Annotated in this window: 21 protein-coding genes; 8 read left to right on the top strand and 13 right to left on the bottom strand. The window is 49.1% G+C overall.

What is annotated here, in order from left to right; all coding sequences use genetic code 11:
• Positions 1-237: 237 nt before the first annotated feature.
• Positions 238-4,257: a rhombosortase-dependent M36 family metallopeptidase gene (locus EXT46_RS06680; protein WP_130146132.1), complete on the bottom strand. Its 4,020-nt coding sequence runs from the start codon at positions 4,255-4,257 to the stop codon at positions 238-240.
• A 77-nt stretch (positions 4,258-4,334) separates the two neighbouring features.
• On the opposite strand from EXT46_RS06680, the gene EXT46_RS06685 reads away from it, so the two are divergent.
• The 4 genes from EXT46_RS06685 to EXT46_RS18850 all read left to right on the top strand — a co-directional run bounded on the left by EXT46_RS06685 (position 4,335) and on the right by EXT46_RS18850 (position 7,964).
• A complete protein-coding gene (locus EXT46_RS06685; protein ID WP_130146134.1) occupies positions 4,335-4,751 on the top strand; it encodes a hypothetical protein in 417 nt (138 codons plus the stop codon).
• Positions 4,752-5,088: 337 nt separating this feature from the next.
• The gene (locus EXT46_RS06690) at positions 5,089-6,579 is read left to right on the top strand and encodes a SulP family inorganic anion transporter (protein ID WP_130146136.1); all 1,491 of its coding nucleotides are present in this window, start codon (positions 5,089-5,091) and stop codon (positions 6,577-6,579) included.
• A 9-nt stretch (positions 6,580-6,588) separates the two neighbouring features.
• Positions 6,589-7,440, top strand: coding sequence for a universal stress protein (locus tag EXT46_RS06695; protein ID WP_130146138.1), 852 nt, complete (start codon positions 6,589-6,591; stop codon positions 7,438-7,440).
• Between the two features lie 356 nt (positions 7,441-7,796).
• Positions 7,797-7,964, top strand: coding sequence for a hypothetical protein (locus tag EXT46_RS18850; protein ID WP_157576217.1), 168 nt, complete (start codon positions 7,797-7,799; stop codon positions 7,962-7,964).
• Positions 7,965-8,112: 148 nt separating this feature from the next.
• On the opposite strand, the gene EXT46_RS06700 is transcribed toward EXT46_RS18850, so the two are convergent.
• Together EXT46_RS06700 and EXT46_RS06705 are read right to left on the bottom strand one after the other, a co-directional pair.
• A complete protein-coding gene (locus EXT46_RS06700; RefSeq protein ID WP_130146140.1) occupies positions 8,113-8,754 on the bottom strand; it encodes a thiopurine S-methyltransferase in 642 nt (213 codons plus the stop codon).
• 9 nt (positions 8,755-8,763) lie between these two features.
• Positions 8,764-9,330 carry a DUF2938 family protein gene (locus tag EXT46_RS06705; RefSeq protein WP_130146142.1) on the bottom strand — a complete coding sequence of 189 codons (567 nt, stop codon included), beginning with the start codon at positions 9,328-9,330 and terminating at the stop codon, positions 8,764-8,766.
• Between the two features lie 10 nt (positions 9,331-9,340).
• Between EXT46_RS06705 and EXT46_RS06710 the strand changes: the two genes are divergently transcribed.
• The 3 genes from EXT46_RS06710 to EXT46_RS06720 all read left to right on the top strand — a co-directional run bounded on the left by EXT46_RS06710 (position 9,341) and on the right by EXT46_RS06720 (position 11,933).
• On the top strand, positions 9,341-10,243 hold the full coding sequence (locus tag EXT46_RS06710; RefSeq protein ID WP_130146144.1) for a LysR family transcriptional regulator: 903 nt from the start codon (positions 9,341-9,343) through the stop codon (positions 10,241-10,243).
• Positions 10,244-10,555: 312 nt separating this feature from the next.
• The gene (locus EXT46_RS06715) at positions 10,556-11,095 is read left to right on the top strand and encodes a hypothetical protein (protein WP_045980117.1); all 540 of its coding nucleotides are present in this window, start codon (positions 10,556-10,558) and stop codon (positions 11,093-11,095) included.
• Positions 11,096-11,336: 241 nt separating this feature from the next.
• Positions 11,337-11,933, top strand: a complete 597-nt coding sequence (locus EXT46_RS06720; RefSeq protein ID WP_130146146.1) for an ACP phosphodiesterase — start codon at positions 11,337-11,339, stop codon at positions 11,931-11,933.
• Here EXT46_RS06720 and EXT46_RS06725 read toward each other — a convergent pair.
• The 4 genes from EXT46_RS06725 to EXT46_RS06735 form a co-directional block, all read right to left on the bottom strand.
• Complete coding sequence (locus tag EXT46_RS06725) at positions 11,923-12,297, bottom strand: diacylglycerol kinase (RefSeq protein ID WP_130146148.1); 375 nt, start codon at positions 12,295-12,297, stop codon at positions 11,923-11,925. The genes EXT46_RS06720 and EXT46_RS06725 overlap by 11 nt on opposite strands.
• A 39-nt stretch (positions 12,298-12,336) precedes the next feature.
• Entirely contained in the window at positions 12,337-13,137 is an 801-nt protein-coding gene (locus EXT46_RS19090) for an LTA synthase family protein (protein WP_276319716.1), read from the bottom strand.
• On the bottom strand, positions 13,134-14,201 hold the full coding sequence (locus EXT46_RS19095) for a sulfatase-like hydrolase/transferase (RefSeq protein ID WP_276319717.1): 1,068 nt from the start codon (positions 14,199-14,201) through the stop codon (positions 13,134-13,136). Before EXT46_RS19095 ends, EXT46_RS19090 begins: the two co-directional genes overlap by 4 nt.
• 252 nt (positions 14,202-14,453) lie before the next feature.
• The gene (locus EXT46_RS06735) at positions 14,454-14,666 is read right to left on the bottom strand and encodes a cold-shock protein (RefSeq protein ID WP_022946139.1); all 213 of its coding nucleotides are present in this window, start codon (positions 14,664-14,666) and stop codon (positions 14,454-14,456) included.
• 346 nt (positions 14,667-15,012) lie between these two features.
• Between EXT46_RS06735 and EXT46_RS06740 the strand changes: the two genes are divergently transcribed.
• A complete protein-coding gene (locus tag EXT46_RS06740; protein WP_130146150.1) occupies positions 15,013-18,228 on the top strand; it encodes a S41 family peptidase in 3,216 nt (1,071 codons plus the stop codon).
• Between the two features lie 113 nt (positions 18,229-18,341).
• Here the strand turns inward: EXT46_RS06740 and EXT46_RS06745 are convergent, their stop codons facing one another.
• The 6 genes from EXT46_RS06745 to EXT46_RS06770 all read right to left on the bottom strand — a co-directional run bounded on the left by EXT46_RS06745 (position 18,342) and on the right by EXT46_RS06770 (position 26,161).
• Entirely contained in the window at positions 18,342-18,965 is a 624-nt protein-coding gene (locus EXT46_RS06745; protein ID WP_130146152.1) for a hypothetical protein, read from the bottom strand.
• Positions 18,966-19,006: 41 nt separating this feature from the next.
• Positions 19,007-19,675 (bottom strand): M15 family metallopeptidase, encoded by a 669-nt coding sequence (locus EXT46_RS06750; RefSeq protein ID WP_130146154.1) that lies wholly within the window; start codon positions 19,673-19,675, stop codon positions 19,007-19,009.
• 86 nt (positions 19,676-19,761) lie between these two features.
• On the bottom strand, positions 19,762-20,772 hold the full coding sequence (locus tag EXT46_RS06755) for a hypothetical protein (RefSeq protein WP_130146156.1): 1,011 nt from the start codon (positions 20,770-20,772) through the stop codon (positions 19,762-19,764).
• Between the two features lie 127 nt (positions 20,773-20,899).
• Positions 20,900-22,837 (bottom strand): phytase, encoded by a 1,938-nt coding sequence (locus EXT46_RS06760; protein ID WP_130146158.1) that lies wholly within the window; start codon positions 22,835-22,837, stop codon positions 20,900-20,902.
• A complete protein-coding gene (locus tag EXT46_RS06765; RefSeq protein WP_130146160.1) occupies positions 22,827-23,822 on the bottom strand; it encodes a metallophosphoesterase in 996 nt (331 codons plus the stop codon). The genes EXT46_RS06760 and EXT46_RS06765 overlap by 11 nt, the downstream gene beginning before the upstream one ends.
• 44 nt (positions 23,823-23,866) lie before the next feature.
• Positions 23,867-26,161 (bottom strand): TonB-dependent receptor, encoded by a 2,295-nt coding sequence (locus EXT46_RS06770; RefSeq protein ID WP_130146163.1) that lies wholly within the window; start codon positions 26,159-26,161, stop codon positions 23,867-23,869.
• Between the last annotated feature and the right edge of the window lie 265 nt (positions 26,162-26,426).

A 26,426-nucleotide genomic window follows, 5' to 3' on the forward strand; every position in this document is an offset into this window, starting at 1 on the left:
CGTATCACTCCTGTTGTTCACGCTGCATTTAAATTTCATATGATTATTACGTTATATCAAAACTTTTCGTCATTCTTTTATTTGCCTAACAAGCCTTTACTACACGCGTGCGTATCTAAAAATTTACACTTAGCGCAGCTTAGACCAGTCCCCTGAGTTGGGAAAATAGGCTGAAGTTCTATGCGAATAAGCAAAAAAAGCCACCCTGAGGTGGCCTTATAAGTGCTAATCGCGCCCTTATTTTTGTCGCCGTCGCCGTAGCCCTAGCATAGCGAGCAGCAATAATGCCCAACCACCCATGGAGCCACTGCCACCTTCATCACTGTCTGAGGGCGTGGGCTGAGGCTCGGGTTCAGGAGCTGGCTCGGCGATATTATTGACACTCACCTGCGCATCTTGCTGAGCAATCAGCTCGCCATCGCTCACCGTCACGGTAAATTCCAAGGTTTGCTGCGCACTGACTTGTGGTGCATTAAAACTGACTGTGGCCGTGTTAGCTGCGCTGAGAGTCACGTCAGGCCCAGCAGTTTGTTGCCATTGATAGCTCAAGGTATCACCGTCAGCATCTTGCGCATCAGCGCTGATACTGACCTGCTCTCCCTCATCAACACTTTGCGCTGGTATCTGCGCAATAACAGGAGGGCGATTATCACACCCTTCCACGTCGCCGGGTACAACCTGATAAAACACCTCAGAGCTGATCCCCGCAATACTGACATTGTCTATCCACCAACCGGTATCTTGCACGCTGCCATCGGAGCTGATACGAAAACGCAATTGCACTTGCTCACCTGCCAGTTGCTGGCCAAAATCAATGGTTTCCATATTGCCAAACACGCTGTCGGTGCTATTGCGCCCAGTAAACACAGGACGCTGTTGCAGCGACTGAGCCGGGTTCTGGTTGAGTTGTCCATTATAGCCGACAGCGAACTGCCCTCCCGCCTCGGTGACATCTTGCCAACCTTGATCATTGATGTTCACTTCAACGACCGCGCCATCCCAAAACTCTTCTAGGGCATAGAAGTGCCAAAAAGAGACGCTAAAGTCTTGCTCTTCAGCAACCGTAAACGCTCGCGTAGTCAGAGCCACATCGGACTCGAAGCTATTGTTGCGTAAAAATAAGCTCTGCTCGCCCAGTTGCACACCTCCTTGTTCAAAGGTGTCGATGATATCTGAATTATCAAAGCTTAATGTTTGCTCAGAACCCACCGTGTCTTTGAGCAAAGAAAGCGCTAAGTTCTCTTTACTCAATGCCGCTAATTCCATGTCGTCACTTTGACTGGCATCGGTGAGAGGCGCATCCGCAAAGGCAATATTTACTGTAAACGTCTGGGTGATAGGTTCGGGACGTTGCACACTCTGACCATCGTCGGGGAAGCTAACCTGAAGCTGCAAAGGCGAGGCAATATCAGCATCATTTAAGCTCACATTGATGGGCGTGCTTTGAGCGCTGGCAAAGGGCTCAATGGTCACCACTTCACTCTCACCGCCATTGCCTAGGGTTACATCTTGCTGCGATAGCACGCTAAATTGCACAGGAATGTTATTAAGCGTTTCACTTCCGGTATTACTAATTTGCACCGTCAGCGTACCGGTTTCACCGATATCGAGATAACCATCGGCGCTACAGAAGCTCACTCCTTCGGGGTCGAGCGTTATTTGCTCGGCACTAAATGCTGACGCTTGTGTTTCATAGGACTCGACCACGCCATCTAAAGTAGTACTGAAACGCTCAGGCGATTGCGCACCCAGCCCCATCCCACGGTTGGCAAAGGCATTCAGTGCGAGGCGATAGTCGTCGACGTCCTCTGCGGCAATGGCCGCTAATAAAGCATCTCGTGCTTCGGTGTAAAGCGGAGAGACCGGGGTCATTTTATACCCGGCAACGAGATAGCGCGCCATGCGTTGTTGGGCCTCGCTAAAGCCATGTTCATTAATCAACGCCACGTAGCTATCCCACAGCACAGACGCCCATAGCTCACCCGGCGCATGAGGTGAGGCGACACTGGTAGGTGGTAAACCAACGTCACCACCTGCACCTTCAGTGATATGCCTAAAGTTCAGTGGGTTGATATCTTGATTCGGCGTATAAGGAACACGACGAATACCGAAGTAAAAATCCTCTACAAAGGTGCCGGTAGCATAAGGCTTGGTAAATTCGCTATTACCGGCAATTTGCGCATCACTGGCTTTAGCAATAAACAGGAGTGAATGAAAATCTGCCCAGCCCTCACCCATAGCACGACCTTGGAAGTTACCCAGCCCTGAGCCGTTGCCAATCAACCGGTTGCTGATGTAATGACCCCATTCATGAGCGATTATACCGTTATCAAAGGTGCCATCTTTGAGCGGGTTGGTATTAAACATTCGCACCGTGACCGAGCCCAACAGCATGGCATTATACAACTGTTGGCCGTCATCGAAGCTAAGGCCCATATTGCCAATGGTGACGGTGGCGTCCTCACCGCCCATGGGGGCTGGGGTGCCATCATCGACATTGTTAGTGACAATAGCGCCTAATGCACCAGCATCTTGTGCGTTTTTAACCTTCACCGTGAAGTTACAACTGCCACGCTCGATAATAGCGATTTTATTCGCCAAGGTGCTGGGGTCGGCAGCGGCCTCGCATCCATCAAACACACTGCCTGAATCAACATCGTTGCCATCGTTAAAGCGCGCAAGCTCGCCAGTGATATCAAATTCTAAAGGGCCAAAGGCCGAGCGCTGCGATGAGCTCAAAGTGCCTATTCCTGTCGGCCCGATAACACCAAAATCCTGGCCAACTTGGGCGTCTTTTGAGTTATACAAATACATTTGCATTCTTGGGCTGGCGCCATCTGCAGGGGTGGCCATATTGGCGTTATTCAAACCACTGTAATCTTGCGCCTGCGCCTCTATCGGGTCACCAGCAGCGCCGCCTCGACCATAATTATTTTGCTGAGCGACGCCAGCCGTCTCATCAAAGCCGTAGTCGTAAAAAAAGTCATGCAAAAAGTTATTCATGTAAAAGAGGTTCACCACCGCCGCTTTTACGTTGCCTTCAGCAGTCGGTGCTAATTCGGGATCAATAGGATAGTCAAAGGTGAACGCCGAAGTCGTCTCGGCACTCACATCGCCGGAGGTAAAACCTTGGGGAGCATTGATATCTGCATAAGCAAAAACGTTGTTACCCTCGGTGCGGGTGGCACTCTCGCCAAGCCATGGGTCTTGGGTTGAAATCGCCGAGTAGTAGGCAAGAGTAACAAGCGGTGCAGCTAGAATAGTGGTTTCGTCGGTTTGGTTCGGTCCATCGGCGGGGATCACATCACCATGCGGCCCCTCTAAGGGGTAGCCGCTTTGCACATCAGCGTAAACTCGGTAGTTATACTCAGTGGCATGACTGTGCAAATTGTTTTTAAACAGCACTTTACCGGTGTCGCTGGCAATCACATAAGCAAAGTAGTCACTCTCCAGTGAGTCGCTGCGTTTGCGTTCCACTTCAACGTAATGGGCTGCTTTCAACTCATCGGCAAGTGGATAAAACACCGCCTTCACACGCACATTGTCAAATTGTTGCTGGTCGCTGGCACTGCGTACTTCAAAATGGTTATAGCCTTGGCGAATACGGCGTGCATCGAGTTGTACCGGCACATCACTGAGCTCGGCAATAGCCCTAAGCGCTGCCTCCTGCTCAGACGAAAATGCGCCAAGGGCGGTAAAGTTCTGCGCGCTTTGCGGTACATCAGCAAAATATCCGGCGCCAGCAACGAGGCTACCTTGACGGTTGAGCATAACGCTGTAGCGGCGATTAAATACTTCAATACCTTGCACAAATTGCTGATAACGCGCCACGATAGCGCCAGTACCTATGTCATGCCAGTCATTGAGGCGCACATCCACCTGAGATGATTTGAGCGCACTGATGCCGCTGAGCCGTTGCATATGAGTGTGTGCACGGGTTTTTAAATCTGTGACTTGGGAAGTGGCAGGTGCCGCCTTAGCTTGACCCCACACGAAGGTAGCGCGCTTTAGGGTGTTATCAAAATGAGATTGATGGCCACTGGCCGTTGGTTGCTGTGCTAGCTTTCGTTGCGCCACGGCCAGCGGCGCTGCGGCCTTGGCCACCGCTTGGTAATGGTCTTGGCCAGCCTGTTGTGGCGCGCTATGCAGCGTTAGCGGCATACCAAATAAAGCAGCGCTCAATGCAGCGGTAACTGCAACGCTTGAAGCCGTTCGCGTTAATTTAAAAGAGTTACTGCATTGTTGAGATTGAGCCATAAGTCACCTTGCGTTCGCGGTTATATCGGAGCTACCTTAAAGGTAGACCATATTACTAATACACATTCGGAGTAATAATGCGATCAATTTATCTCCTACTCAGCGCGCTATTGCTAACCAGTTGCATGCCTCAGACGCCGACTTCTGCCACTGCACAAAAAAGCACGCCTGCTGTTTACACGCTAAACAACAACGGCGATAAGATTCGCTGGCAAACACCTCGCTTGCAAGCTGGAAACAAGGTATTCAACGTATCGACAGGTGAATATGGCACGGTAGTGGGCGATATTGTTGTGACCAGCCAAGCTTTACCCGCTGACATGCTGCGCGCTCGATATAAAATAAACAGCCTCTCTGGGAATAACTATCGCTTGACCCCCATAAATAAAATTGATTTAGCCGCTGAGATGATGCAACTGCAACAAAACGAAGCCATCGACGTTGTTGAGCTATTAGTGGATTATTCAAAACCAAGCCAAGCGGCTATCAAATAGTCATTTATTGCTACTTATTACAGCTAAAAACTGTCCGCACATCATCGCTAGGCGATTGTTTTTCATACGCTAACCGTGTAGCCTAAAAAAATAATGAAGTATTTGGAGCGTTATTGTGACATTTACGCCGCCCTAGGCTTTTTCCTTCCTTTTGTGCACTACACTTAGTGCCGCAACCTTTATTGTGCGCGCAGTATGCGAACACACTCAATAACACAATCATTGCCCATTGGGGCAAAAAATAGTTCGTGCCATGTTATCGAGGCTGTGACGCTTATCTTTTCAGCGTTTTTAGCTTACCCGAGGGCGCCAACTAGTAACGCGTTAGGTTATCTTTATGTTTGAACACGTAAAACAAGACTGGTTTTCTAATATTCGCGGCGATGTGCTCGCTGGAATCGTGGTGGCGCTTGCACTGGTGCCCGAAGCCATTGCTTTTTCCATTATCGCCGGGGTCGACCCTAAGGTGGGGTTATACGCCTCTTTTTGTATCGCCGTGGTAATCGCCTTTGTTGGTGGTCGTCCGGGGATGATTTCGGCAGCCACCGGTGCCATGGCGCTGCTGATGGTCACACTCGTTAAAGAGCACGGCTTAGAGTACTTACTGGCCGCGACCTTACTCACTGGGGTGCTGCAAATCATTGCCGGAATGCTGCGCCTCGGTGAGCTAATGCGGTTCGTTTCTCGTTCGGTGGTCACCGGCTTCGTCAACGCCTTGGCGATATTGATATTTATGGCACAACTGCCGGAGCTCACTAATGTCACCTGGCATGTGTATGCAATGACCGCTGCGGGCTTAGCTATTATCTATTTATTCCCCTATGTCCCTGTGGTCGGCAAAGTGATCCCCTCGCCACTGGTATGCATCGTATCGATGACCATTGTTGCCATGGTTCTGGGCCTAGATATTCGCACTGTCGGTGATATGGGTGAGCTGCCAGACACCCTCCCGGTATTTTTGTGGCCGGATGTGCCTTTGAACCTTGAGACCCTTAGTATTATCTTTCCCTACTCTGTCGGTCTTGCCGTAGTGGGCTTACTGGAATCGATGATGACCGCCACTATCGTCGACGATTTGACCGACACCCCAAGCGATCGTAACCGCGAATGTAAAGGCCAAGGTATAGCCAATATTGGTGCTGGCTTGTTCGGCGGTATGGCCGGGTGTGCCATGATTGGGCAATCTATTATTAATGTTAAATCCGGCGGTCGTGGTCGACTTTCTACTTTTGTTGCTGGCAGCTTTTTATTGATCATGGTGGTGTTTCTCGATCAATGGCTAAAACAAATCCCCATGGCGGCGTTGGTGGCAGTGATGATAATGGTGTCGATTGGTACTTTCTCGTGGTCGTCTATCCGCGACTTACGCACCCACCCATTATCGACTAATGTGGTGATGATCAGCACCGTTATCGTGGTCGTTGCCACCCATAACCTCGCCTTGGGTGTGCTCGTTGGGGTGTTACTCGCCACGCTATTTTTCGCCAATCGCATTGGTCGCTTTATGGCGGTTACAACAAGTCATAATGAACAGCAGCACAGCGTAACCTACACCGTCAAAGGCCAAGTCTTTTTTGCCTCGGCAGAGCAATTTATTGCTGCTTTTGACTTTAAAGAAGCGGCCCCCAAAGTGATTATTGATTTAACTCATGCTCACTTTTGGGATGTGACAGCCGTGGCTGCGTTAGATAAGGTAGTCATAAAATATCGCCGTGAAGGCGCAGAGGTCAGTGTTATCGGAATGAACGAAGCCACCGAAACCGTAGTAGACAAATTTGGCGTTCACAACGACCCCAAAGAAGTGGATAAGCTCATGGGCGGACATTAGGAGCATACTATGAAGAAAATAATTACCTGCGTGGATGGCTCAGCAACCACCCAAGCGGTCACTGACGCCGCTATCTGGTCAGCAAATAAACTGCAACACCCGCTGTGTTTTTTACACACCATTGAGCGCCAACAGCAACACGGCGCGGACGACCTTAGCGGCGCTATCGGTCTCGGAGCTCGCTCATCGTTACTCAATGAGATGACAGAGCTCGATGAAAAGCGCGGCAAAATGGCGTTGGAGTTGGGGCAGCAGCTACTCGAAGACCTAGCCACACAAGCCAAACAGGCTAACGTTGAGCAAGTAGAAACGCGTCAACGCCATGGCGATGTGGTCGAGGCCATTATTGACCTCAGTGACATGTCACGGTTAATCGTTATTGGCCGCTGTGGTGAAAACCACGAAGATAACTTCAAAGCATTGGGCTCACACATTGAGACCTTGCTGCGCCAGGCCAGCGCGCCGGTGCTATTGGTGCCGAAACAGTTCTCAGCACCGAAGTCATTTATGATTGCCTATGATGGCCGCGCCACCGCCGACAAGGCACTGCAAAAGGTTATCGACGGGGGCCTTTTACATGGCATCCCCTGCCACTTAGTGGCGGTAAAAAATAAAGAACGTGACTTAGCACCAAAGCTGAAGCTAGCCACGCAGCGTTTGCAAGAGCAAGGGTTTGATGTCAAAGCTGAGCTGCTTGAAGGCCCTATTTACGACTCGCTGATGGCCTATAAACAAGCCAATGATATCGAGTTGATGGTTATGGGTGCCTTCGCGCACTCGAAACTGCGGCAACTTTTTGTTGGTAGCAATACCCTACGGATGCTGGAAACCTTAGATATCCCGCTGGTAGTGTTACGTTAAACACACCTCAAACCCGCTAGGCTTTTTGCTACGCGGGCTTTGTCTTCAATATTTGCAAAGTAAGTGATTATTTACTTGCTTTGCACAATCAACTGCCTTATAGTGGCCGCTTGTTTGCATTATCTCACCAAGCAAACCCGACACCACAGTGTCATCGTGATGCCTTTCCTTGATCCAGTCAGTTCCATCGCCACAATACAAGCCTTAAAAGTCTGACCAGAGATTTATAAGCTCAATGCCTTTATCTGTTGCAAGTAAAAGTCAGAGCCTGCTCCGTGTGAACAACGCGGCCATTTCCAGACGATAATAAGGCTTATTTATTGCGCCCAAGGCGCCCAAATAAAAAGAGTTTTATTATGTCCTATTTATATCAAAATCAGCGTATTGATATTGCGCTACCTATCCATGCTATTTCCGTGAACAAACATGCGATGGCGATTCGCCACCATCAAGGAAAAAGCTACATTGAGTTTGCCAACAAAGCCGATATGCAAGGTTTTATGCATTGGCTCACAAGCCAGTGATCAAGTGTGCGGTGCACCTAAGCGCCGCGCCTCAAAAGTGTAACGAGTATAGTGACTATAGCCCCTTTCATGGCCTGCGCCATGGCGACTGAAAGCTGTTATTTAAGGAGTATGGCTACCACTTACCGCAAATACAGGCGCGCCCTGCCTAGCCTGCAATGCTGAGATGCCAGGTACTATTAAACGCCGGGGTAAACCCTTTTATGCCCTCGGGCATGGCTGCTCGGTTAAGACAATCAAGGCGATAATGGTCACCATAGAGTTGCTGTAATTCATCTGCTGGAACCGATTGCGGTGTGCTTTGCGGCTCGGGTTGAGGGTACTCCACAGTGACCACAAGCTGCTGCGCCTGAGGGCACAGCTCTTTTAATTTGGCGCTGTAACGCATGCGCAGGGGCGCATCTAAAGCAACCAGTGCGCCGCGATCATAGATAGCCGTCACTCCCTCTAATTGTGCCCGTTCAAGCGCAAACACATCACCCACATACACGCAGAGGTTGCCCGTCTGATAACACCGGTGTTCACCCTGCTGAGAGATATCTGGGGTGAGCTGAAGCGCTTGAAACAACGCCTGCACGGCGTCTTCACTGAGCTCCACCGCAACCACAGCGAGCCCTTGTTGCAACAGCCACTGCACATCAATACTTTTACCACACAATGGCACAAACACACGCGCGCCTGGAGTCAGTGCCAGGGTGGGGAAAAACGCCACTAGGTTGCTATTAGGCTCTTGTTGATCAAAGCCAATATCCCCTTGCTGCCAACGTTGTAACCAATATTCAGGATTCATAATACACTCTCAATTACTCACAATTAGACTGCCAATGTGTAGGCCGACACCAAAAATACCATGGCTCAGCATGCTTTTACCCCGTGCCAGCCAGGGCTTGGGGCTGTGGCGCGCGGCTAAGCCTGCGCCCATGCCCGGCTGCATTACAAAAAATGCAAATACCACCGTGGCTAAGGCGTAGGCGATAGCAATCATTAGACTGGGTGGGCGCTGCAGCCACTGCAACATAAGAAAATACCCTAAGGCAAAGAGTATTCCAATAGCGTAATGCACGCTCCAACCCAGTGCACATTCACCACGATGCCCTGGTTGTTGTGCAACATGGCATTGCACCATGCCCTGCTCGGGCATTTGCAGTAGCCAGCGCCCGAGCACACACAAGCGCAATGAAGGCACTTGCAGGGTCGATTTTAATAGCCACGCCCAGGTATCAAGTAACGCGGTGGCGATCACTCCGACAATAAGCGCCGATAACAACATGTCTGTATTCATATGCGACTCCCAAAAGATATTGGCAATAGCATATTCAATTTCATTAATAACCAATACACTGAAATAAACAACTTTAAATTCCATTTATGAAATCATGCTTGATGATATTCGTGTATTTATTCATATTGCCCAACAAGGCGGATTAGGCGCCGCCGCTCAGCTTTTATCGCTGCCGCCAGCCACCGTCACTCGGCGTTTACAACGCTTAGAGCAGCACCTTAATTGCAAACTACTAAACCGCAGTGCCCGTCATTGCCAACTGACACAACAAGGCGAGGTTTACTACCATGCCTATGTCGATTTGGTGGCGCAATTTGAGCACACTGAGCACCGTCTTAACGAGGCCAACGCCTCGCTAACAGGGCAACTAAAGGTATTGGCGCCGATGAACTTCAGTCACGGTTTTTTAAAGCCGTTTTGGCTGCATTTTACCCGCACCTACCCACAAATTGCTCTACAGTTGGAGCTCAGCAATGATAAGCAGGATATGGTCAACACCCAAGCGGATATGGCAATACGCATTGGCCCCCAACACGATAGCGCGTTTATGCAACAACGCTTAGGTGAAAGTGACACCTTATTGGTCGCCAGCCCTGAATTTATGCAACGACAAAACAGTGAGGAGGTAAACACCTTAGAGCAGCTGCGTACATTGCCTTTAATTGGCACTACGCTGCGTAAAAGCTGGCAATTAACGCACTTACCCTCGAAACGCCGCCATAAGTTTGTGCCCCGTTTTATGCATCAATTTAACGATACCAGCTTTGTAAAGTATTTGGCTTGTGATGGCCAAGGCGCAGCGCTGCTGCCCCGCTTTGAAATTATCAATGAGCTACAGCGTAACGAACTTAAATGCATCGCCCCAAATTGGCGCTCTGAGCCGCGCACAATTTATGCACTATGGCCCAGTGGCCGATTACTCAGCCGCCGTGCCCAGCTATTAAAACAGCAATTAAATGAGTTTATTGCCACGCATTTACCATCCGACAATGGCTGATCGTTGGCTGCAACGCAGGCATCCAGTCACGCTCGTTTCACTCGTACAGAGTATAAAGTGTGAATAAACGGAGGTGAGTTTGAAGATTACTGCATGTTTTTGTCTATGAGTTCATGCATTCAAAAGTTGTTCGCCATATCTAGCTCATGCTTTACCCTTAATGTACATAGCCCACTAACACTTAGCTACAATTAGTTACCTCGCAATTTAAGGCTCCAGTGAGCATTTCCTTGCAAAAATTGCGCTTAGTGTTTATTCCCTGAACATAGATTGCCATACTTATAGGAAAATCACTCGTTAATAGGGAAATTGATGAAGAAGATACTTTTTGTCTTACCATTTATCTTTCCATGTAGCGCTTCTCTGGCTGCGCAAAAGTGTGACTTTATCGGTAAAGATAAGCTTATTTATGAAATTGCCAAACCTCTGATGCCTTTGGAGTGTAAAACATCCGGCAATGCTTATCGCCTTACCGGTGAGGGCATCAATATTGAAATCAGCTCATATACAAACAAAGAGATGCTTGATGATGAGATGACTGTTGACGGCGAGCGCCTGACCTTCAATCAGCTTTACAGTGCAACTCAATCACCCGAGCCAAGTATTACAAACGACTATATAGAGCTGCGCCGCGAGTTTCTTGCCACAGTTGAAAGCTCAGGCATTGTAAAAAGGGATATTGGCAATTTTTATTATGAGCTTGGTGCGATTGACACACCGTACAAGCATTTCATTACATTTGTTCCCAACAGCAAGCCTGAGACCTATTTCGGCATTGGAACAAATAGCAATTCGAGCGTATTTATCAAATTAATGTTTAATAAAAAAGGAGACGAGGCTGATGGCCAGTAAGTACACGGATGTAAGTAAAGATGAGATTACAATAATTGCTCAAGGGAGCCCTCTTACCAACTAAAGGTAACAATTTAAGGTCTATTAAAACGCTATTTCTGAACCTCGCGGCGCAAATTCAGCTGTTTCACTATACGCTTCATTGCCTTTTAACCCTCGCCTAAGTAGGCACTAGTTACTTCACCTAAGCCTTGCTCATGCTTTACACTGAATGCATGTAACCTGTGAACACTTAGCCGTCATGAATTACCTCGCGCATTTATTTTTGGCCCAAAACACAGCGGATTCCCACTTTGGTAATCTGCTTGGTGACTTTCGCCGTGGTGTTAGCACTGAGCAATTACCTCGGCCTGTGTATTTGGGATTACAAAATCATTTATTAGTGGATAAGTTCACCGATAACAATGAGCAGGTCAGGCAAGCCAAGCAGTTGTTCTCACCTCAGCGCCGCCGCTTTGCCGGAGTGGCATTAGATGTGTTGTTCGACCACTTTCTTATTCGCCATTGGTCGCGCTTCAGTAGCACGGAGTTTGCTAACTTTCGCAATCACGCTTACACGCTGCTACTAAGGCGTCAGTCGCATATGCCCCAAACCATGCAACAGGTGGTTGCGCGTATGAGCGACCAAGACTGGTTTAGCACCTATGCCCACTTAGACGGGGTGGCTTTGGCGCTGGATAACATTGCCAAACGTATCCGCTTTAACAATGAGTTTGCTGGCAGCATTAACGATATTGAGCAACATATTGAGCAGTTTGAGGCGGTGTTTTTACACTTTTTCCCGCTGTTGCTCGCTCACGTCAAACGTCATAGCGTCGAAGCCAGCTCTAAAACGTAGTAATGACAGCTACCCAAACGAGCGCATAGATGATTAATGCCACGAGAACAGCGGCCGACCCTAAATCTTTTGCCCGTCCAGATAAAGGATGAATATCTAACCCTACTCTATCGACGATCACTTCAATTGCGGTATTTAATATTTCAGCAAACATCACAAAAAGTGTAGCCCCAATCACAGCTATCCATTGATATATACCGGCTTGTAACACATCAAGCGCGACTAACGATACGAGTAGTAATGTCACCTCTTGCTTAAATGCTGATTCGTTTTTTATTAACCAAGAAAGAGCTCTTAACGAGTGTCGCAATGCGAAGACAATTCGCTTGAACCCTTTTGGCTTTTTGGTGTTGTCAAAGCGCATAGTCAACCTTCTCTCGTTTTATCATGGTGTGGTAATTCATTACTTAGGTTGTGGCAGTTGATATAAGCGCTTTTGATACGCCATCGTGATATATAAGGCATGGGCCAACGCTTTATTTTTCAAAGTGACCAACTTATTGCCCGTTGATAACGATGTTTGCGTTTTTGATGCTTTGTTATAAGACCAATAACTAGCCCTTTGACCAGGCATTAATACCACCGCTTTATCATTCTCTAAGTATGCAAAGTTGTCGTAATACTGCATCAGCGCTCTTTCCACTGGATAATGCTTTGTACGATCAAACCCAGTCATAGGCGTTGCTGCTTCAATACCTGCTAAGGATAGTAAAGTCACTGGCAAGTCTATTTGACTGACAAGCCGATCATCTTGAATGCCGTCAAAAGGAGAATTGAGAATAACGCCGGGAATATGAAAGGATTTAATTGGCACTGGCTCACGCCCATACACCCTAACATCATGATCTGCAACGATAAGAAACACAGTATCCTGCCAATATTCACTGTGTTTTGCACGCTCAATGAATTGACCAAGCGCCATATCGGCATATTTTATCGCCAAATCTCGCTTAACATGTTCATTGGTACCGACCGCATCGAGGACGACTTTATTCTCTGGAATATCAAAGGGGTCATGATTACTAGAAGTAAAAATAAGACTAAAAAAAGGTCGTTGCTGCTGCGCTAAATAAGAGAGTTCTTTATCTGCTTGAATAAATAAATCTTCGTCACTGACCCCCCAAGAGGACGTAAACTGAGGCTCGGCAATATCATTCATATCGACAATATCCTGAAACCCATTCCCTAGAAAGAAGCTTTTCATATTATCGAAATGGCTCTAATGAACTGTGTCATATAACCGTGCCTAGCAAGCAGCTGAGCAATGGTAAAGAATTGCTTCTGGGACTTTGATAGCTTCACCACTGAACGTGAAGGCGATGGTAAAAAGCCACTAATAACCGCCTCAATGCCTCGCACCGAGCGCGTGCCCGTTGCATAAAGGCTATGAAATCCCCATCCTTGAGCGTATAAATTATCTAGTTGTGGGGTTAATCCTTTACCACCCAAGGCGCCAACAAACCGCGCTCCCAGGCTTTCCTCTAAAATAATAACCACGTTTTTACTTTGACCTTGGTGATAAGGAGCATTAACCGTGAGTGTAGGGATATGCTCATCGCCCATTGAGGAACGAAAAGTGGATGACTTCATTATCTGAACAACCTGCTCTTCAGCCATCGCCCCGTACAAGGTCTGCGCGCTGCGTTCCGAGGCCATATTTTTGGCTGCAAAAACCACACTGTATGACGAGTTCAAAATGAGTGAATTCACTAAAGCGTCTTGAGAGAAATAAACTAGTGCAGGGTTTAAAGGACGATGTGCAAACGTACCTCGAGCTAAAACCGCCAGCGTAACTACCGTGACTAAGACTGCGAATACGCTGAAGCGACGAGACTGATGTTGGCAATAAGGACGTGGTATATAACGGATTGTAGCAATGGCGAAAATCAAGGCCAGAATGAGTGAGATTGCTGCCGCGAGAAAGTGCCCATTCGCAAGCATGGATAGAACCTCTTTGGGGTATTGCACATATTCTATGAATAATCGATTTGGTCGAACGTCATACTGCAAGATAAATGCTGGTGTTGCGGCTTCGACCAACACAATTGTCGCAATAGTAAGTGCCGCATAAGCCTTTAATAAAATAAATAAAACGTATTTCAATTTGCGTGGGGCCATCAAGTACACCACATTGATGATTAATAGTGGCAGAGCTATATAAGCAATACTGCTCAGGTCAATACGCACACCACCTAGTAATACCAACCCCCACTGACCTACTTCCAAGCGCTCATGTTGCCAGAGCATTAAACCGAGTCGAGTAGCCACAAAAATTACTGCTAAAGTAGTTACGAATAAAATAAAGGGGGCAAATTGCCGTATGTATAATTTGAGCATGTCATCGCATTAAAGAGAATTCGTGCGGCTAACATAAAATGTGAAACTTAAGTGAAGCTTATGGGATGAGAAAACAGTAGAAATGCGAACGCGGTAGACAAAAAAATACCCAAGCTCAAGCTCGGGTATTTCTTATTGCAAGTGAGCGTATGCGCTCAATTGCATCACAGATTAACGCCGTAATTAAACAGCAGTAACTTGTGTAGCTTGTGGGCCTTTAGCGCCTTGTTCAACAGTGAACTGAACTTCTTGGCCTTCTTGCAAAGTGCGGTAGCCGTCATCAGAAACGATAGCGCGGAAATGTACGAATACGTCTTTGCCGCCATCAGTAGGAGTGATGAAACCGAAACCTTTGCTCTCGTCGAACCATTTAACTGTACCAGTTGTATTAGACATAGTGTCTCCAAAATCTTTTAAATATAAATGTGCGCTGTTAACAGACGCGGTAATGCCAAACTAAGTACTAGCTAACACGAACGGCTTGGTGCTTAAATTCGGGTGGAACACTAACTGGATAGGACTCACGAAGAACTGAAGGACAAAAGCAAATATCGAATCTGGGTAGAACTCATCAGACAGGGGCACCTTAACACAGGCACTAGGGTTTACCTAATTTTATTTCATTTATCTGCGCCAAGCTCAGTACCTGACATATTTTGTAACAGCCTTTTATCGCAGCGCTGTCGCAATTGTAAGTACCCTTGTTATGATGTAACAGCTTCTAAAAAAAGGGTTACCAAAGATGAGAAAAATAACCACCTTGGCACTCGCCATGGCCGCAACGCTGGCCCCGTGGGTGTCAGCCTATGAAACTGAAGACACACGCTTATTGCGCTTTCCTGATATTCATAACGAACACGTCACCTTCATTTACGCTGGTGATGTGTATGTAGCAAACACCGAAACCGGTGCCAGCCAGCGCCTGACCGATCATGTCGGCTTTGAAACTTTCCCTAAATTCTCCCCTGATGGCCAACGGATCGCCTTTGCCGCCGAATACAATGGCAGCCGGCAAATCTACGTCATTAACCGTGATGGTTCTGGCCTTAAACAGCTTACCTATTACAACGATGTTGGCCCTATGCCACCGCGTGGCGGTTTCGATTACCGGGTGCTTGATTGGACACCCGATGGTAAACATGTGGTATTTCGTGCTAACCGCACTCCTTGGGGTAAACGCATGGGCCGCCCATACATGGTGCCTGCCGATGGTGGCTTAGAGCAGCCTCTGGCTATTCCTGAAACCGGGGGTGGCATGCTAAGCCCTGATGGCAGCAAATATGTATACACCCCGATTGATCGTGAATTTCGTACCTGGAAACGCTCGCGCGGCGGTCGTGCCCAAGATGTATGGGTGTATGATTTAGAACAAAACAGCTCCAAGCAACTGACCACGGATCGCGCCACCGATCAGCAGCCAACTTGGGTGGGCGATAATATCTATTTTGTCTCCGATCGCGACTACACCTTAAACCTGTATCAATACCGCGAAGGCGAAGCCCCTAAAAAGCTCACCACCCATGAGGACTTCGATGTGCTGTGGCCATCAGCTGGCCCCAACGCAGTGGTGTACGAAAATGGGGGTTATTTGTATCGCTTCGACCCCACAACCGAGCAAAGCAATAAACTCACCATTAATGTGGCTGGCGTGCGCCAATATGCCATGCCTTTCAGCAAAAATGTGAGCGACTTTATCGACTCTATGTCGCTGTCTCATGATGGCAAACGGGCCTTGTTTACCGCCCGAGGCGAGCTATTTAGCGTCCCCGCTCAAAAAGGCCCAACTCGTAACCTTTCCTACACCCCTAAAGGCCGAGAAATAGACGCCAGTTGGTCACCCAACGGCCGCTATATTGCCTACATGAGCGACGAATCCGGTGAATATGAGATTTATTTGCAGGACCGCGCGGATAATAACGCCGTTAAGCAACTGACCAGTAATGGCACCATTTGGCGCTTTACCCCCATCTGGTCGCCCGACAGCTCTAAGCTGCTTTTTGCCGATAAAAACCACACGTTATGGTGGCTGGATGCGCAATCAGGCAAGCAGCATAAAATTGATACCAGTATCTATGATGAAGAAGGCATTCGTCAGTACACTTGGTCACCTAATAGCGAAGACATTGTCTATGTTAAGAACAATGAAAACCGCTACGGCTCGTTATGGCACTACAATACCGACGAGCAAGACGTAACTCGCCTAACCGACGAGATGACCAATGAGCACAGCCCCACTTTCTCACCGGATGGCCACTACCTGTATTTCACCTCTGAGCGCGACTTTAATTTAGCCTTCAGCAGCTACGAGTTCGATTACATGTTTAACCGCGCCACGCGCATCTACGCTGCGGCGGTGAACACTGATATAACGCCGTTGGTTGCATTGCAAAGTGACGAAACCACCATAGTGAGTGACGACGATGCGCAAAGCGATGCCGACAATGGCAACCAACTGCAAAGCACGGGCTTTATGCAACGCGTGACCGCGCTAAACGCGCCCTCGGGCGATTATCGCTCACTGCATGGCGTTGACAGTGGCGTGTTGGTGATGGCTAACGGCGCCTTGCAACTTCTTGGCACCGAGCACGATAGCGAGCTGAAAACCGTGGCCAAGGGCGTTAGCAGCTATACGGTATCGGCAAATGGCGAACACCTGTTGGTGCGCGCTGGCGATGACTACAGCATTATTGCGCCTAAACCAGAGCAAGATTTAAGCGCCACAAAATTGGATTTAACCAATATGACGCTGAAAATCGACCCTCAGCTTGAGTGGCAACAAATGTATGTGGAAGGCTGGCGCACCCTGCGCGATTGGTTTTACGATGAAAATCACCACGGTCAGGACTGGGATGCCATTGTTAAGAAGTACCAAGGCATGGCCAATGCCGTGGCCCACCGCGCTGATTTAGATTATGTTCTCAGTGAAATCGCCGGGGAAATTAACGCCGGCCATATTTATGTGCAATCCGGCGATATGCCCAAAGCCGAGCGTAAAAACCATGGTCTACTGGGTGCCAAACTAGCCAGCCACCGCTCTGGCTATGTGCAAATTGAGCACATTTTCGAAGGTGAGAACTGGCACGAAAACTTCCGCTCTCCGCTTGGTACCACCGGTGTGAAAGCCAGCAAAGGCGATTTTATCATCGCCGTTAATGGTCGCTCGGTAAAAACAGTAGCGAACTTTTATGAGCTGTTGGAGAACACTCAGGGTGAGCAAGTTGAGCTGGTGCTTAACGACAAACCCAGTAGCAAGGGGGCATGGCAAGTCAGTGTCGAGCCGGTAGCCAGCGAGCAAGGGCTACGTTATTTGCATTGGGTCAACACCCGCGCCGCTTATGTTGATAAGCTCTCTGACGGGCGTATTGGTTATGTGCATTTGCCGAATACCCATTATGAAGGTAACCGCGCCATGTTTAAAAATTACATGCCGCAAACCACCAAAGACGCCATGATCATTGATGATCGTTATAATGGCGGTGGGTTTATTCCCGAGCATATGATCACCTGGTTGGCTCGCAAGCCCCTGAACTATTGGAAGCGCCGTGGCGTCGAGCCGACAAAAACGCCGCAGTTTGCGCACGATGGACCAAAAGCCATGCTGATCAACGGCTATTCCAGCTCCGGCGGTGACGCCCTCCCCTATTACTTCCGTCAAGCAGGGTTAGGTAAACTGATCGGTACCCGCACCTGGGGCGGCCTCATTGGCATTTCAGGTAATCCCAGCCTAGTGGATGGCGGCCAAGTGATTGCCGCGACCTTCCGTATTTTAGATAACGACGGTAATTGGATTATCGAAAATGAGGGAGTCAGCCCTGATATTAAGGTGATTGATCGCCCAGAGCTTATTTACAAAGGCCAAGACCCATCGATTGAGCGTGCGGTTGAAGAGCTGTTAAAGGAGCTGAAAGCGAATCCGAAAAAACCACTGAGTGTGCCGCCGGCGCCCAGTGAGTTTTAATTCACCTTAACCAATGATTGCGCTAGGGTCAGATAACCGGCCTTAGCGCATCATCCCCATGGCGAGTTGTTAGCTTTGATGGCAAAGACAGCCCTGTGGTTTTATCGCTGCAACTAATGCTCCTTCTTGTTAACTGCACTGATACTTGGCCCTGCAATTACGCCGTAAAAACGCCCCTTTTCTTCTACGGTGCGAAGCAGTCCACCGTTAATATAGCGACCTAAATTTTCATTTTCTGAGAGGGTATATAACCCTTTAGTTGTCTGCTCACGACTTGCAGCGGAGAACATCACCATACAGTGAGTATCATCACAGGCCAGATGCTGCTCAGATACCTCTACGCCCTCAAGTTCAAGCTCAGTGAATTTATTGGCAATCTCGTGTTCGAGGTCATAGGCTTGCGCTCCTTTGCTGTTGTTGTATTTAATCGTGCTGAGCAACTCGGTCAAGTTATCAATGTTGGCTCTTTCGGCCACCTTGAGCAAATCTTTTGATTGGCTCACGGCGGTTTCCTCTAACGCCTTAGTCCGGCTGGATTCGTGGCTTAACGCTGGCTGGGATGCTTGGGTGTTAGCACCTAATGATGAAATTTCGGCTGGCTTAGTCTTTATTTGTGCTGCGGTTATTGAACTGCTGGTGGTATTCTCACTGCTATCGTCCGTACTGCCGGCAAAGAACAAGCTGGCCGCCCCAAAGCCCAGCAACAGACCAATAACTATAAACACTATATTTTTCATGTTCTTCCCTGTTTATTGTTGTTTTAACATACCAACTTACATCAGCGCACCACAAAGTCAAAATAGGTATCTGGATAGGGTTGGGGTTTTAAGGAAAAGTGCCACCATTCCATCGCGTAGGGGGCAAAGCCCTGTGCAGTCATGAGGTCACGTAGTAGATAGCGATTGTTGCGCTGTTGCGCACTGATACGCGGATCATCAGTATTTGATATCGGGTCAAACATATCAAACGCCGAGCCCATATCCAGCTCCTCACCGGAAGCCATGTCGACTAAGGTTAAATCAACGGTTGCGCCTCGGCTATGGCCCGACTTTGCGGCAATGTAATCACCAAGTAACACGCCCTTATCCAGATTCGGATAATAATGTGCTTTGGTATCTTGTGCGCTGATATCGCTCACCCAGCGGACAAAATGATCAACGGCGCGCTGTGGTCGATAACAATCAAACACTTTCAGGGTCATGCCCTGTTGCAGTGCCTTTTTTTGTACCTTGGCTAGCGCTTTAGCGGCACGTTGATGGAGCAGACATTTAGGTGCCAAGTAACCATCGATAGTCGTACCAACAAAGTTATCCCGACCAAAATAACGGATATCTTTTTGAATACTTGGCGCGATATCAGCAATGGCGACAAATTCACTCGGCTTTGCTGCCACAGGGTTGATAGTAGCGCAGGCAAACACAGCGGCACCGATGACACACCCTTTCATAACCTTTCATTCCTGTTGTTGCCCAAAGCGATAAAAGAAACAATACCCTATTCCATCGCAAAGGAAAACCACCGCTCACGCGGGACTCAGCGATGCACATGTTCGTTGAGGTTAGCGCTTTGACAGCGCGTCAGTGCCGCCTGCATGGACGCACTGGCGCTTTCGCCTTGGTGAACAGTTCGCGCGGGTAAGCTCAAGTTTAAATAGTCGGCGCTGTAGCGCACTAACTGGGCTAGGCTGTCATCTTTTATGTGTGTATAGCGTACTCTTAGTTGCTGCTCAGTGTGGCGCACTGGTTGGTGTTGTTGCTTATCGAGCATTGCGTGCAGGTATGCAGCCAAGGTATGGCGGTCAGGGTCAGCAGACTGTGCAACTAACGCATCTATATCGGCAAGTAATCGTGCTCCGCGCTCGCTCTGCTCGTTTAACAACAGCGCTAGGGTCAAGTTCATCGCTGCATTCAATTGACTTAACGCGAGATTATGTTGCTCTTTTAAAAAAGTGGCTTTACGAAAATCCCCCACAGCTCCTTTAATATCACCCAAACTTAACCTTAACATACCCATATTATTGGCAAGGCTGGCGCTCAAAGCATCATTAGGATGGGCTTGTAAAATGGCTGCTGCGCGGTCGTAATAACTTTGCGCCAACTGATAAGATTGCCGATGACGGGCAACAATCAACATATTATTAAGATAGATAGCGCGATAAATAGGTCGTGATTCGGTTGTAAATGCACATTGGTAGGCATGCTCTGCATCGGTTAATAGGTGGTTTTTCTTAAGCCAAATACCCAATAAATTATAGCTACGACTCAGCTGCTGCGTTTTGCTATCACCAAGGGCTAAAAGACTGTCGATAAGATCGCGCGCCTGGTTAAAGTTATTACTGAATATGGCCGCTTGAGCAGCCGCGAAATACCAGCGAAAGCGCACCGACGTCGGCACAGAGCCGAAGCTATCGTTATATTGTTGATATAGAGCCAATGTTTGCTGCGGGCGCTCACGCGCATGGCTTTCGGCCCGCACCAGCACGTCATTCAATTGCATGGAGGTTAACGTTGCAGCTAACACTATTAAGCTGGGAACTACGGCCATAAACGCACTCTGTTATTGTCGTCACCGTCAAAGTATAGAAAGATTTTACCATTTCAGTTATGACAATAATTCAATTCGCACGTTGGCTGCGCGATGCCCCGGCTCATAGCCAGACATCGCGCGCTACTTAAGGCAGTAATTTATCTATCTGCCGCCAATCAATAATTTTAAAGTTTTGTGGTTGTTGCGGCATACGGTTATAACCATCTTGAACAACCAGCACGCCTTGAGGGTAACCTGGTAAGGCATGGGCGGTGACCGTTAGTCCGTCTGTTTCCGATACACCATCTATGCCTTTTTCAATATTAGCCGTTACCGCAAACTTCACTAATCGCGTTAGCGTCGGCTCTGAACGCGTGCCCTCTATGCGATAAAGCACATAGCTGTTATCACCTTGACTGGACACCACTAGCAATCGTGTGCCATCGTCGCGATGATAAATCTCCATGCCCTCAACATCGGCAACAAGGTGACTATCTAGCTGCTGTATACGCTGTGCCCTGGTGCCAGCATCAGGCTCCGCGCCGATAAACCAAATACCCGCATCTTCCTCGCCCATAAATAGTTGCCCGGATTGGTCGTCAGCGCTGCAGCCTTCGGGTTGGCTTGGTAATGAGAACTGGCGTACACGTTGACCGTGAACCTCGGTGTCTTGCACGCTAATACGGTACTGTTGATAGGTGCCATTTTTGTCATTCACAAACACATAATGACCACTTTGCGCGCTGTACATACACAGACCATAAATTTCTGTTAGGTTAGTGGCAATATCACTGAGCTGCTGTACCTGCCCATTTCTGCTCACGGTAAACAAACTAATGCTATTGTTGCTGCGGTTACTTGCTGCAATTAACGTGTGGGTGGCGTTATTGATACCTTGATGCTGGCGCACATCGACATTATTCACCCGCCCTACAGCGAACTGTTGCCGTAACTGACCATCAAGCCCATAGACCATTAAGCCACGACGTTTATCTGTGCCCAAAATCAGCGAGTGTTGCGCATTACTCGGATGGACCCAAATAGCGGGGTCGTCCGCCGCATCGCCAAAGGCGGCTACCGGCGTAGTTTCAGCGCTTGCGCTCACCTGTTGCAATCTTTTTGCATGCCTCGCAGGCGCCTGTTTAGCACTGGGTAGCTGGGTGCTGATATAGCTATCGAGCTTATCGGCAAACAATACGGCTTGTTGTTGCCCTTGGCTGCTTACGCCCACAGCAATGGCCTCAAGGCCTAACTCGGGACCCTCAAGGTGCCAACTTTGCAGTGCTTCACGCAGTGGGTCGTAGCGATACACCTGCTGACGCTGACTGCTGGTAAAGTAGATATAGCCTTCGGAGTCGCTGCTGAGCGCCGCAATTTCCGGTGCCAGTTGCCCAAAGGGTGAGACCAAGGCGACAGGTGTTTTATCGGCCCGCGATTCGCTGTTGGCGTTTATCTTCCACACACCCAGCTCTGCCTCACCGATAAAGAGCTGCTGAGCCTGGTCGCTGACGGCACAGCCAGACGTTTCACTGACTCCAGCAAAAGTGCGAATCGGCAGCTGCATCGGCTGCGCAGCCTCTAGATCATACACTAGCGTTTGCGCAATAAGCCCGCGCACATCGGCAACAAATACCGATACCGTGCGCGTTTGCGCATCATGGTATAAACAGGCCGCTTCCGGCTGCGCTTGCGGCGGTGTTAGCCGTGACAGCTCATCAATCTGCCATTGAGCGCCATCATAATCTAACTGCCATACCACCACCGCATCGGCACTATTATCAATACTGGTTAGCACATAGCGCTGTGGGCTTAGCTGGCGTAAAGACAGGCCTTCATAATTACCAGCGAGCAACGGGGTGATTTGTTGTTGATGTTGCTCGAGCAGCAATAAGCCTTGGCTTTCACTGGCGAGTAGCCAGTGCCCGGTGTGCAACCACTGAGCCTGTGAGCCCTGCATATTATGTTGCTCACCGAGCTCCGTCACCGCCAAGCTTTCGCTGTAACTATGTTTAGTAAACAGGGTTAGCGCCATTAGCGCTGCCGCCATACTGACATTAACGAGCTTATTATTTTTAATGGTCATGTTTTTGCTCCTTATTACGGCGCAGTTGTTTATGTTGGTAACGCACTTCGCCTCGGTGATTAACCGCCGTCATCTGCAGTGCATCGGCATTAATTGAAAACGTTAAAGAGCCTGGGGTAGCTTCGGCGTAGCGCGTAAATTCTCGTTGCTCGACGCTGCGCGCCTCGCTGCCGCCGCCAGAAACATAATGCGCCAGGTCACTGTGTTTAATTTGGTTATGTTGTAAGTCATGTTCATGGCCAGCTATATAGGCATCAACGCCATAGCGCTGCAGCAGCGGTGCTAACGTCTCAACCAAGCCGTTATCGCGACCATAGCGTTTGCCACTGGTGTAAATGGGGTGATGGCCCACAACGAGGGTCCATTCCGCGTTACTGCCCGCCAATTGCCGCTTTAGCCATGCGAGCTGCGGCCCTGGGTGCTGCCCTTGGGTGGCGCGATACTTAGCGCGGGTGCGATAGTCACTGACTAGGGTATTGGTATCCAAAAACAACACCAGCACAGGCTCACCGCTGGCCAACGTGAAGCGCCGGCTATAGTAACGTGCCGGCATCTGCCAACGGCCACTGACGTTGCTGTAATCAATTTGCGCTTGGGCATTGCCTAAGTAGTCATGGTTGCCCAACACACTGTGCCACGGCACAAAACTATGAGGGCCGTGATATATCCGCTCAAAGGCACTTTGCCACAATGGATCCTGGGTACTGGCAACGCCATCGGGATAAAAGTTATCGCCGGTGGAGATCACAAAGTCGCCATCTAGTTGGTACAAGGCAATCTCTAACTGGTGGGCAACGGGGCGCTGGTAAAAGTGTCCGTTGTGGCCCCAATCACCAATAACGGCAAAGTTGATGCTATCTGCCAAGGGTGCCAACCCTTCAATGCGCTGCTGTTGATAGAGCGCATCACTATAAATGGGCGCGCTCTGGGCCAATAATGGCGGCGCCACGAGCAAGGCAATGAGAGTTATTAACTGCTTAATCATGTTCTTTCCTCATTAGCGTGGTGCATAACGCACCACGCCTAAAATTAAAAGGCGTAGCGCAACATCAATTGCACCACAGGCCCTGCCTGCTCCGACTCCAATTCGTATTCATCAAAGTCCCGCTCGATTTGCTGCTCCAGGGTATCGAACTTGTTGAATACTTCCTCTTTACTCGCATCCAGTAAGTTGGAGCCCACCATCCGTAGCGTCAGCTTTTGCCAACGTTTTTCTATAAACAGCTCAAGATCGGCGCCATAGTGCGTGCTTACCTCTTCACCGACAAAACGCCCAAGGGCATCACCTTGCTTGCGATAGGTAGCCCCGAAAGACGCGCCTAGCTGAGGAAAGTCATGAATAAAACCGAGGTTATAGACGTAATCTGATTGGTCGTTAAATTTACGCTCACCGAAAAAGTCCTCGACTTCGCTATCAAGCCAGGAGTAATTCACAAACACCCCGGTATTGGGTAGCCCCAATGCGCCTAGGGGTGTCGATAAATCGAGCTCGACGCCATACACCGTGCCATCGCCGGTATTACGGGGTTGCAGCACAAAGGTGCCCTCGCCCTCGGCCCCTTGCATACCGGTATTGGCGATTTCAATTAAATCGCTGACATCACGATAAAACAGATTCACGCCCATCACTCCGGTCTGACCGAGACGATACTCATAACCTAGGTCGACGCCCCACGCTGACTCCGGCTCAAGTGCCGGGTTGCCCAATAAGTCGTTGTCGGCCAACTCCTCCTCACGCAGCGCGGGGGTAATATAGTCAAAGTCCGGACGACGTAAGCTGCGCGCTACCGACGCGTTGATGCGGCCGTTTTCTGCCACTTGCACGCGTATATGAGCGGAGGGCAAAATAAAGTCGTAATCGTTGTCGGTGCGCACCGCATCAACATGGTTATCCACCTGCGAATCGGTGCTCTCCCAACGTACACCCAGCTCCCAAGCAAACTCCTGACTCTCGTGTTTAAGCAACGCAAAGACATCAAAACGCTGCTCTTGCACTGTGTTCACACCGCCACTAACGGCCTCAAAAGGCGCATCAAAAGTGGCCAGCGACAGCGGCGACTGCGCGAATTGATCCCAGCTGCCTTGCATGGTTTCTAATTCACTTTCAGAGGCGAAAATATCGGTGTCCCGCTCTTTTTGCTGCCAAAACGCGCCGATTTGCCATTGTTTGCTATCGCTGTAGGGCTGACTGTGCTGCCATTGTAGCGTCCACTCTTTATCATCAATGTCGCTGCGCTCTTGTTCCTGCTCCAATACCATGGGCAATTCAGCGGTATCGAGTTCAACCTCTTGTTCAAATACCGACTCTTCAAAGCGCGCCACAGCCACCTTAAATTTACTGTTACCGCCAAAAAGTGGCTGGTTATAGCTGGAGCTAAGGCTGTAATTGGTCTGCTCAATATCGGCAATATTGGCATTATCGGTCAGTAAACTACCGCCGTTGGCCGCATCACCACTGGCCGTACTGGGGTGGTTATACTCATATGAACGCTCATCCTCGCTGCGCTCGGTGTCGACCCAAATACCGCTGATGTCGAAATAGGCGCCATCGTTGAAGGTGTATTCATAATTGGCGTTCAGTGAGGTGTCATCGCCATCACGGGTATCGTCTTGATGTTCGCGATTATCGAAAGTTTGTTCACGGTAGTCGGGGTTGTTTTCCGGGCTATCACCGTAGCGAAAACTGGTCTTTTTCTTGGGGTTGTAGCGCCCTTGTAAATTGGCTCCCAGCAACAAGCGCCCGCCGCCAAGTTCAGTGCCATAGACACCGCCTAGGCTTTCTTTAAATTCACCATCATCGTAGCGCAGGCCGCCGGCGCGCAAGTAGCCACCGTCTAGGCTATAGCCATCACGCAAAACGATATTCAGCGTGCCGGCAATGGCATCAGCGGAGCGGTTAGCACTGGGCGAGCGGATGATCTCTACTCGTTCGATGAGCTCAGCGGGAATGCGATCAACAAAGAATGAGCGGTCGGCGCCAGCACCAGGAACTTCTTCGCCATTGATCAGCACCTTAGTATAGGCAGGACTCAAACCGCGCATACGCGCGCCATCGGATTCCAACACATCAGATAAAAAAGTCACACTCGGCACCCGTTTAAGGGCATCGCCAGCGGTCAGTGGTTCAAAGCGCTGAAAGTAATCTTGGTCATATTCCAAAGTGGGTGCTAGTTGCTGCGAGCGGTTGCGATAACCGATGTCGCCGTACACCACCAGTTCCTCAGATACTTTCACCGGTTTGTTGGCGTTTTCTTGAGCGCCATAGGCGCTGATATTGGTAAGCGCTAATGCCGCCACCAGCGCTTTTAGTTTAAAGCTTGTCATTGCTATTTTCTCCTGCGTGTCCTTGGTATGGCGCTAAGCTAAAAACAGCAGATGACAGCACTGTGACAGTCGCTGCTATCGCGCTGCCCATACGAGCTAAATATGCCGCGTTATGGCGGCTTTTGAGCTGTAAAAACCCTACTCGCAGAGCAAAGAACGGGCTCTTGCTCGGTGTTATCGCATGGCGTGATCATGATGCTGTCATATCATTGAGCCAATATGACCCTGCCCATAGTGAAGTTGGCCCGCTAGCATAACCACACAC

It is taken from the genome of Pseudoalteromonas sp. CO325X, assembly GCF_004208955.1.
GTDB classification, from domain to species: domain Bacteria; phylum Pseudomonadota; class Gammaproteobacteria; order Enterobacterales; family Alteromonadaceae; genus Pseudoalteromonas; species Pseudoalteromonas ruthenica.

What these genes read in the sequence shown, in the direction of transcription:
- EXT46_RS06680 (WP_130146132.1), bottom strand. Translation starts at nt 4,257, where the DNA reads ATGGCTCAATCTCAACAATGCAGTAACTCTTTTAAATTAACGCGAACG.
- EXT46_RS06685 (WP_130146134.1), top strand. Translation starts at nt 4,335, where the DNA reads ATGCGATCAATTTATCTCCTACTCAGCGCGCTATTGCTAACCAGTTGC.
- EXT46_RS06690 (WP_130146136.1), top strand. Translation starts at nt 5,089, where the DNA reads ATGTTTGAACACGTAAAACAAGACTGGTTTTCTAATATTCGCGGCGAT.
- EXT46_RS06695 (WP_130146138.1), top strand. Translation starts at nt 6,589, where the DNA reads ATGAAGAAAATAATTACCTGCGTGGATGGCTCAGCAACCACCCAAGCG.
- EXT46_RS18850 (WP_157576217.1), top strand. Translation starts at nt 7,797, where the DNA reads ATGTCCTATTTATATCAAAATCAGCGTATTGATATTGCGCTACCTATC.
- EXT46_RS06700 (WP_130146140.1), bottom strand. Translation starts at nt 8,754, where the DNA reads ATGAATCCTGAATATTGGTTACAACGTTGGCAGCAAGGGGATATTGGC.
- EXT46_RS06705 (WP_130146142.1), bottom strand. Translation starts at nt 9,330, where the DNA reads ATGGAATTTAAAGTTGTTTATTTCAGTGTATTGGTTATTAATGAAATT.
- EXT46_RS06710 (WP_130146144.1), top strand. Translation starts at nt 9,341, where the DNA reads ATGCTTGATGATATTCGTGTATTTATTCATATTGCCCAACAAGGCGGA.
- EXT46_RS06715 (WP_045980117.1), top strand. Translation starts at nt 10,556, where the DNA reads ATGAAGAAGATACTTTTTGTCTTACCATTTATCTTTCCATGTAGCGCT.
- EXT46_RS06720 (WP_130146146.1), top strand. Translation starts at nt 11,337, where the DNA reads ATGAATTACCTCGCGCATTTATTTTTGGCCCAAAACACAGCGGATTCC.
- EXT46_RS06725 (WP_130146148.1), bottom strand. Translation starts at nt 12,297, where the DNA reads ATGCGCTTTGACAACACCAAAAAGCCAAAAGGGTTCAAGCGAATTGTC.
- EXT46_RS19090 (WP_276319716.1), bottom strand. Translation starts at nt 13,137, where the DNA reads ATGAAAAGCTTCTTTCTAGGGAATGGGTTTCAGGATATTGTCGATATG.
- EXT46_RS06735 (WP_022946139.1), bottom strand. Translation starts at nt 14,666, where the DNA reads ATGTCTAATACAACTGGTACAGTTAAATGGTTCGACGAGAGCAAAGGT.
- EXT46_RS06740 (WP_130146150.1), top strand. Translation starts at nt 15,013, where the DNA reads ATGAGAAAAATAACCACCTTGGCACTCGCCATGGCCGCAACGCTGGCC.
- EXT46_RS06745 (WP_130146152.1), bottom strand. Translation starts at nt 18,965, where the DNA reads ATGAAAAATATAGTGTTTATAGTTATTGGTCTGTTGCTGGGCTTTGGG.
- EXT46_RS06750 (WP_130146154.1), bottom strand. Translation starts at nt 19,675, where the DNA reads ATGAAAGGGTGTGTCATCGGTGCCGCTGTGTTTGCCTGCGCTACTATC.
- EXT46_RS06755 (WP_130146156.1), bottom strand. Translation starts at nt 20,772, where the DNA reads ATGGCCGTAGTTCCCAGCTTAATAGTGTTAGCTGCAACGTTAACCTCC.
- EXT46_RS06760 (WP_130146158.1), bottom strand. Translation starts at nt 22,837, where the DNA reads ATGACCATTAAAAATAATAAGCTCGTTAATGTCAGTATGGCGGCAGCG.
- EXT46_RS06765 (WP_130146160.1), bottom strand. Translation starts at nt 23,822, where the DNA reads ATGATTAAGCAGTTAATAACTCTCATTGCCTTGCTCGTGGCGCCGCCA.
- EXT46_RS06770 (WP_130146163.1), bottom strand. Translation starts at nt 26,161, where the DNA reads ATGACAAGCTTTAAACTAAAAGCGCTGGTGGCGGCATTAGCGCTTACC.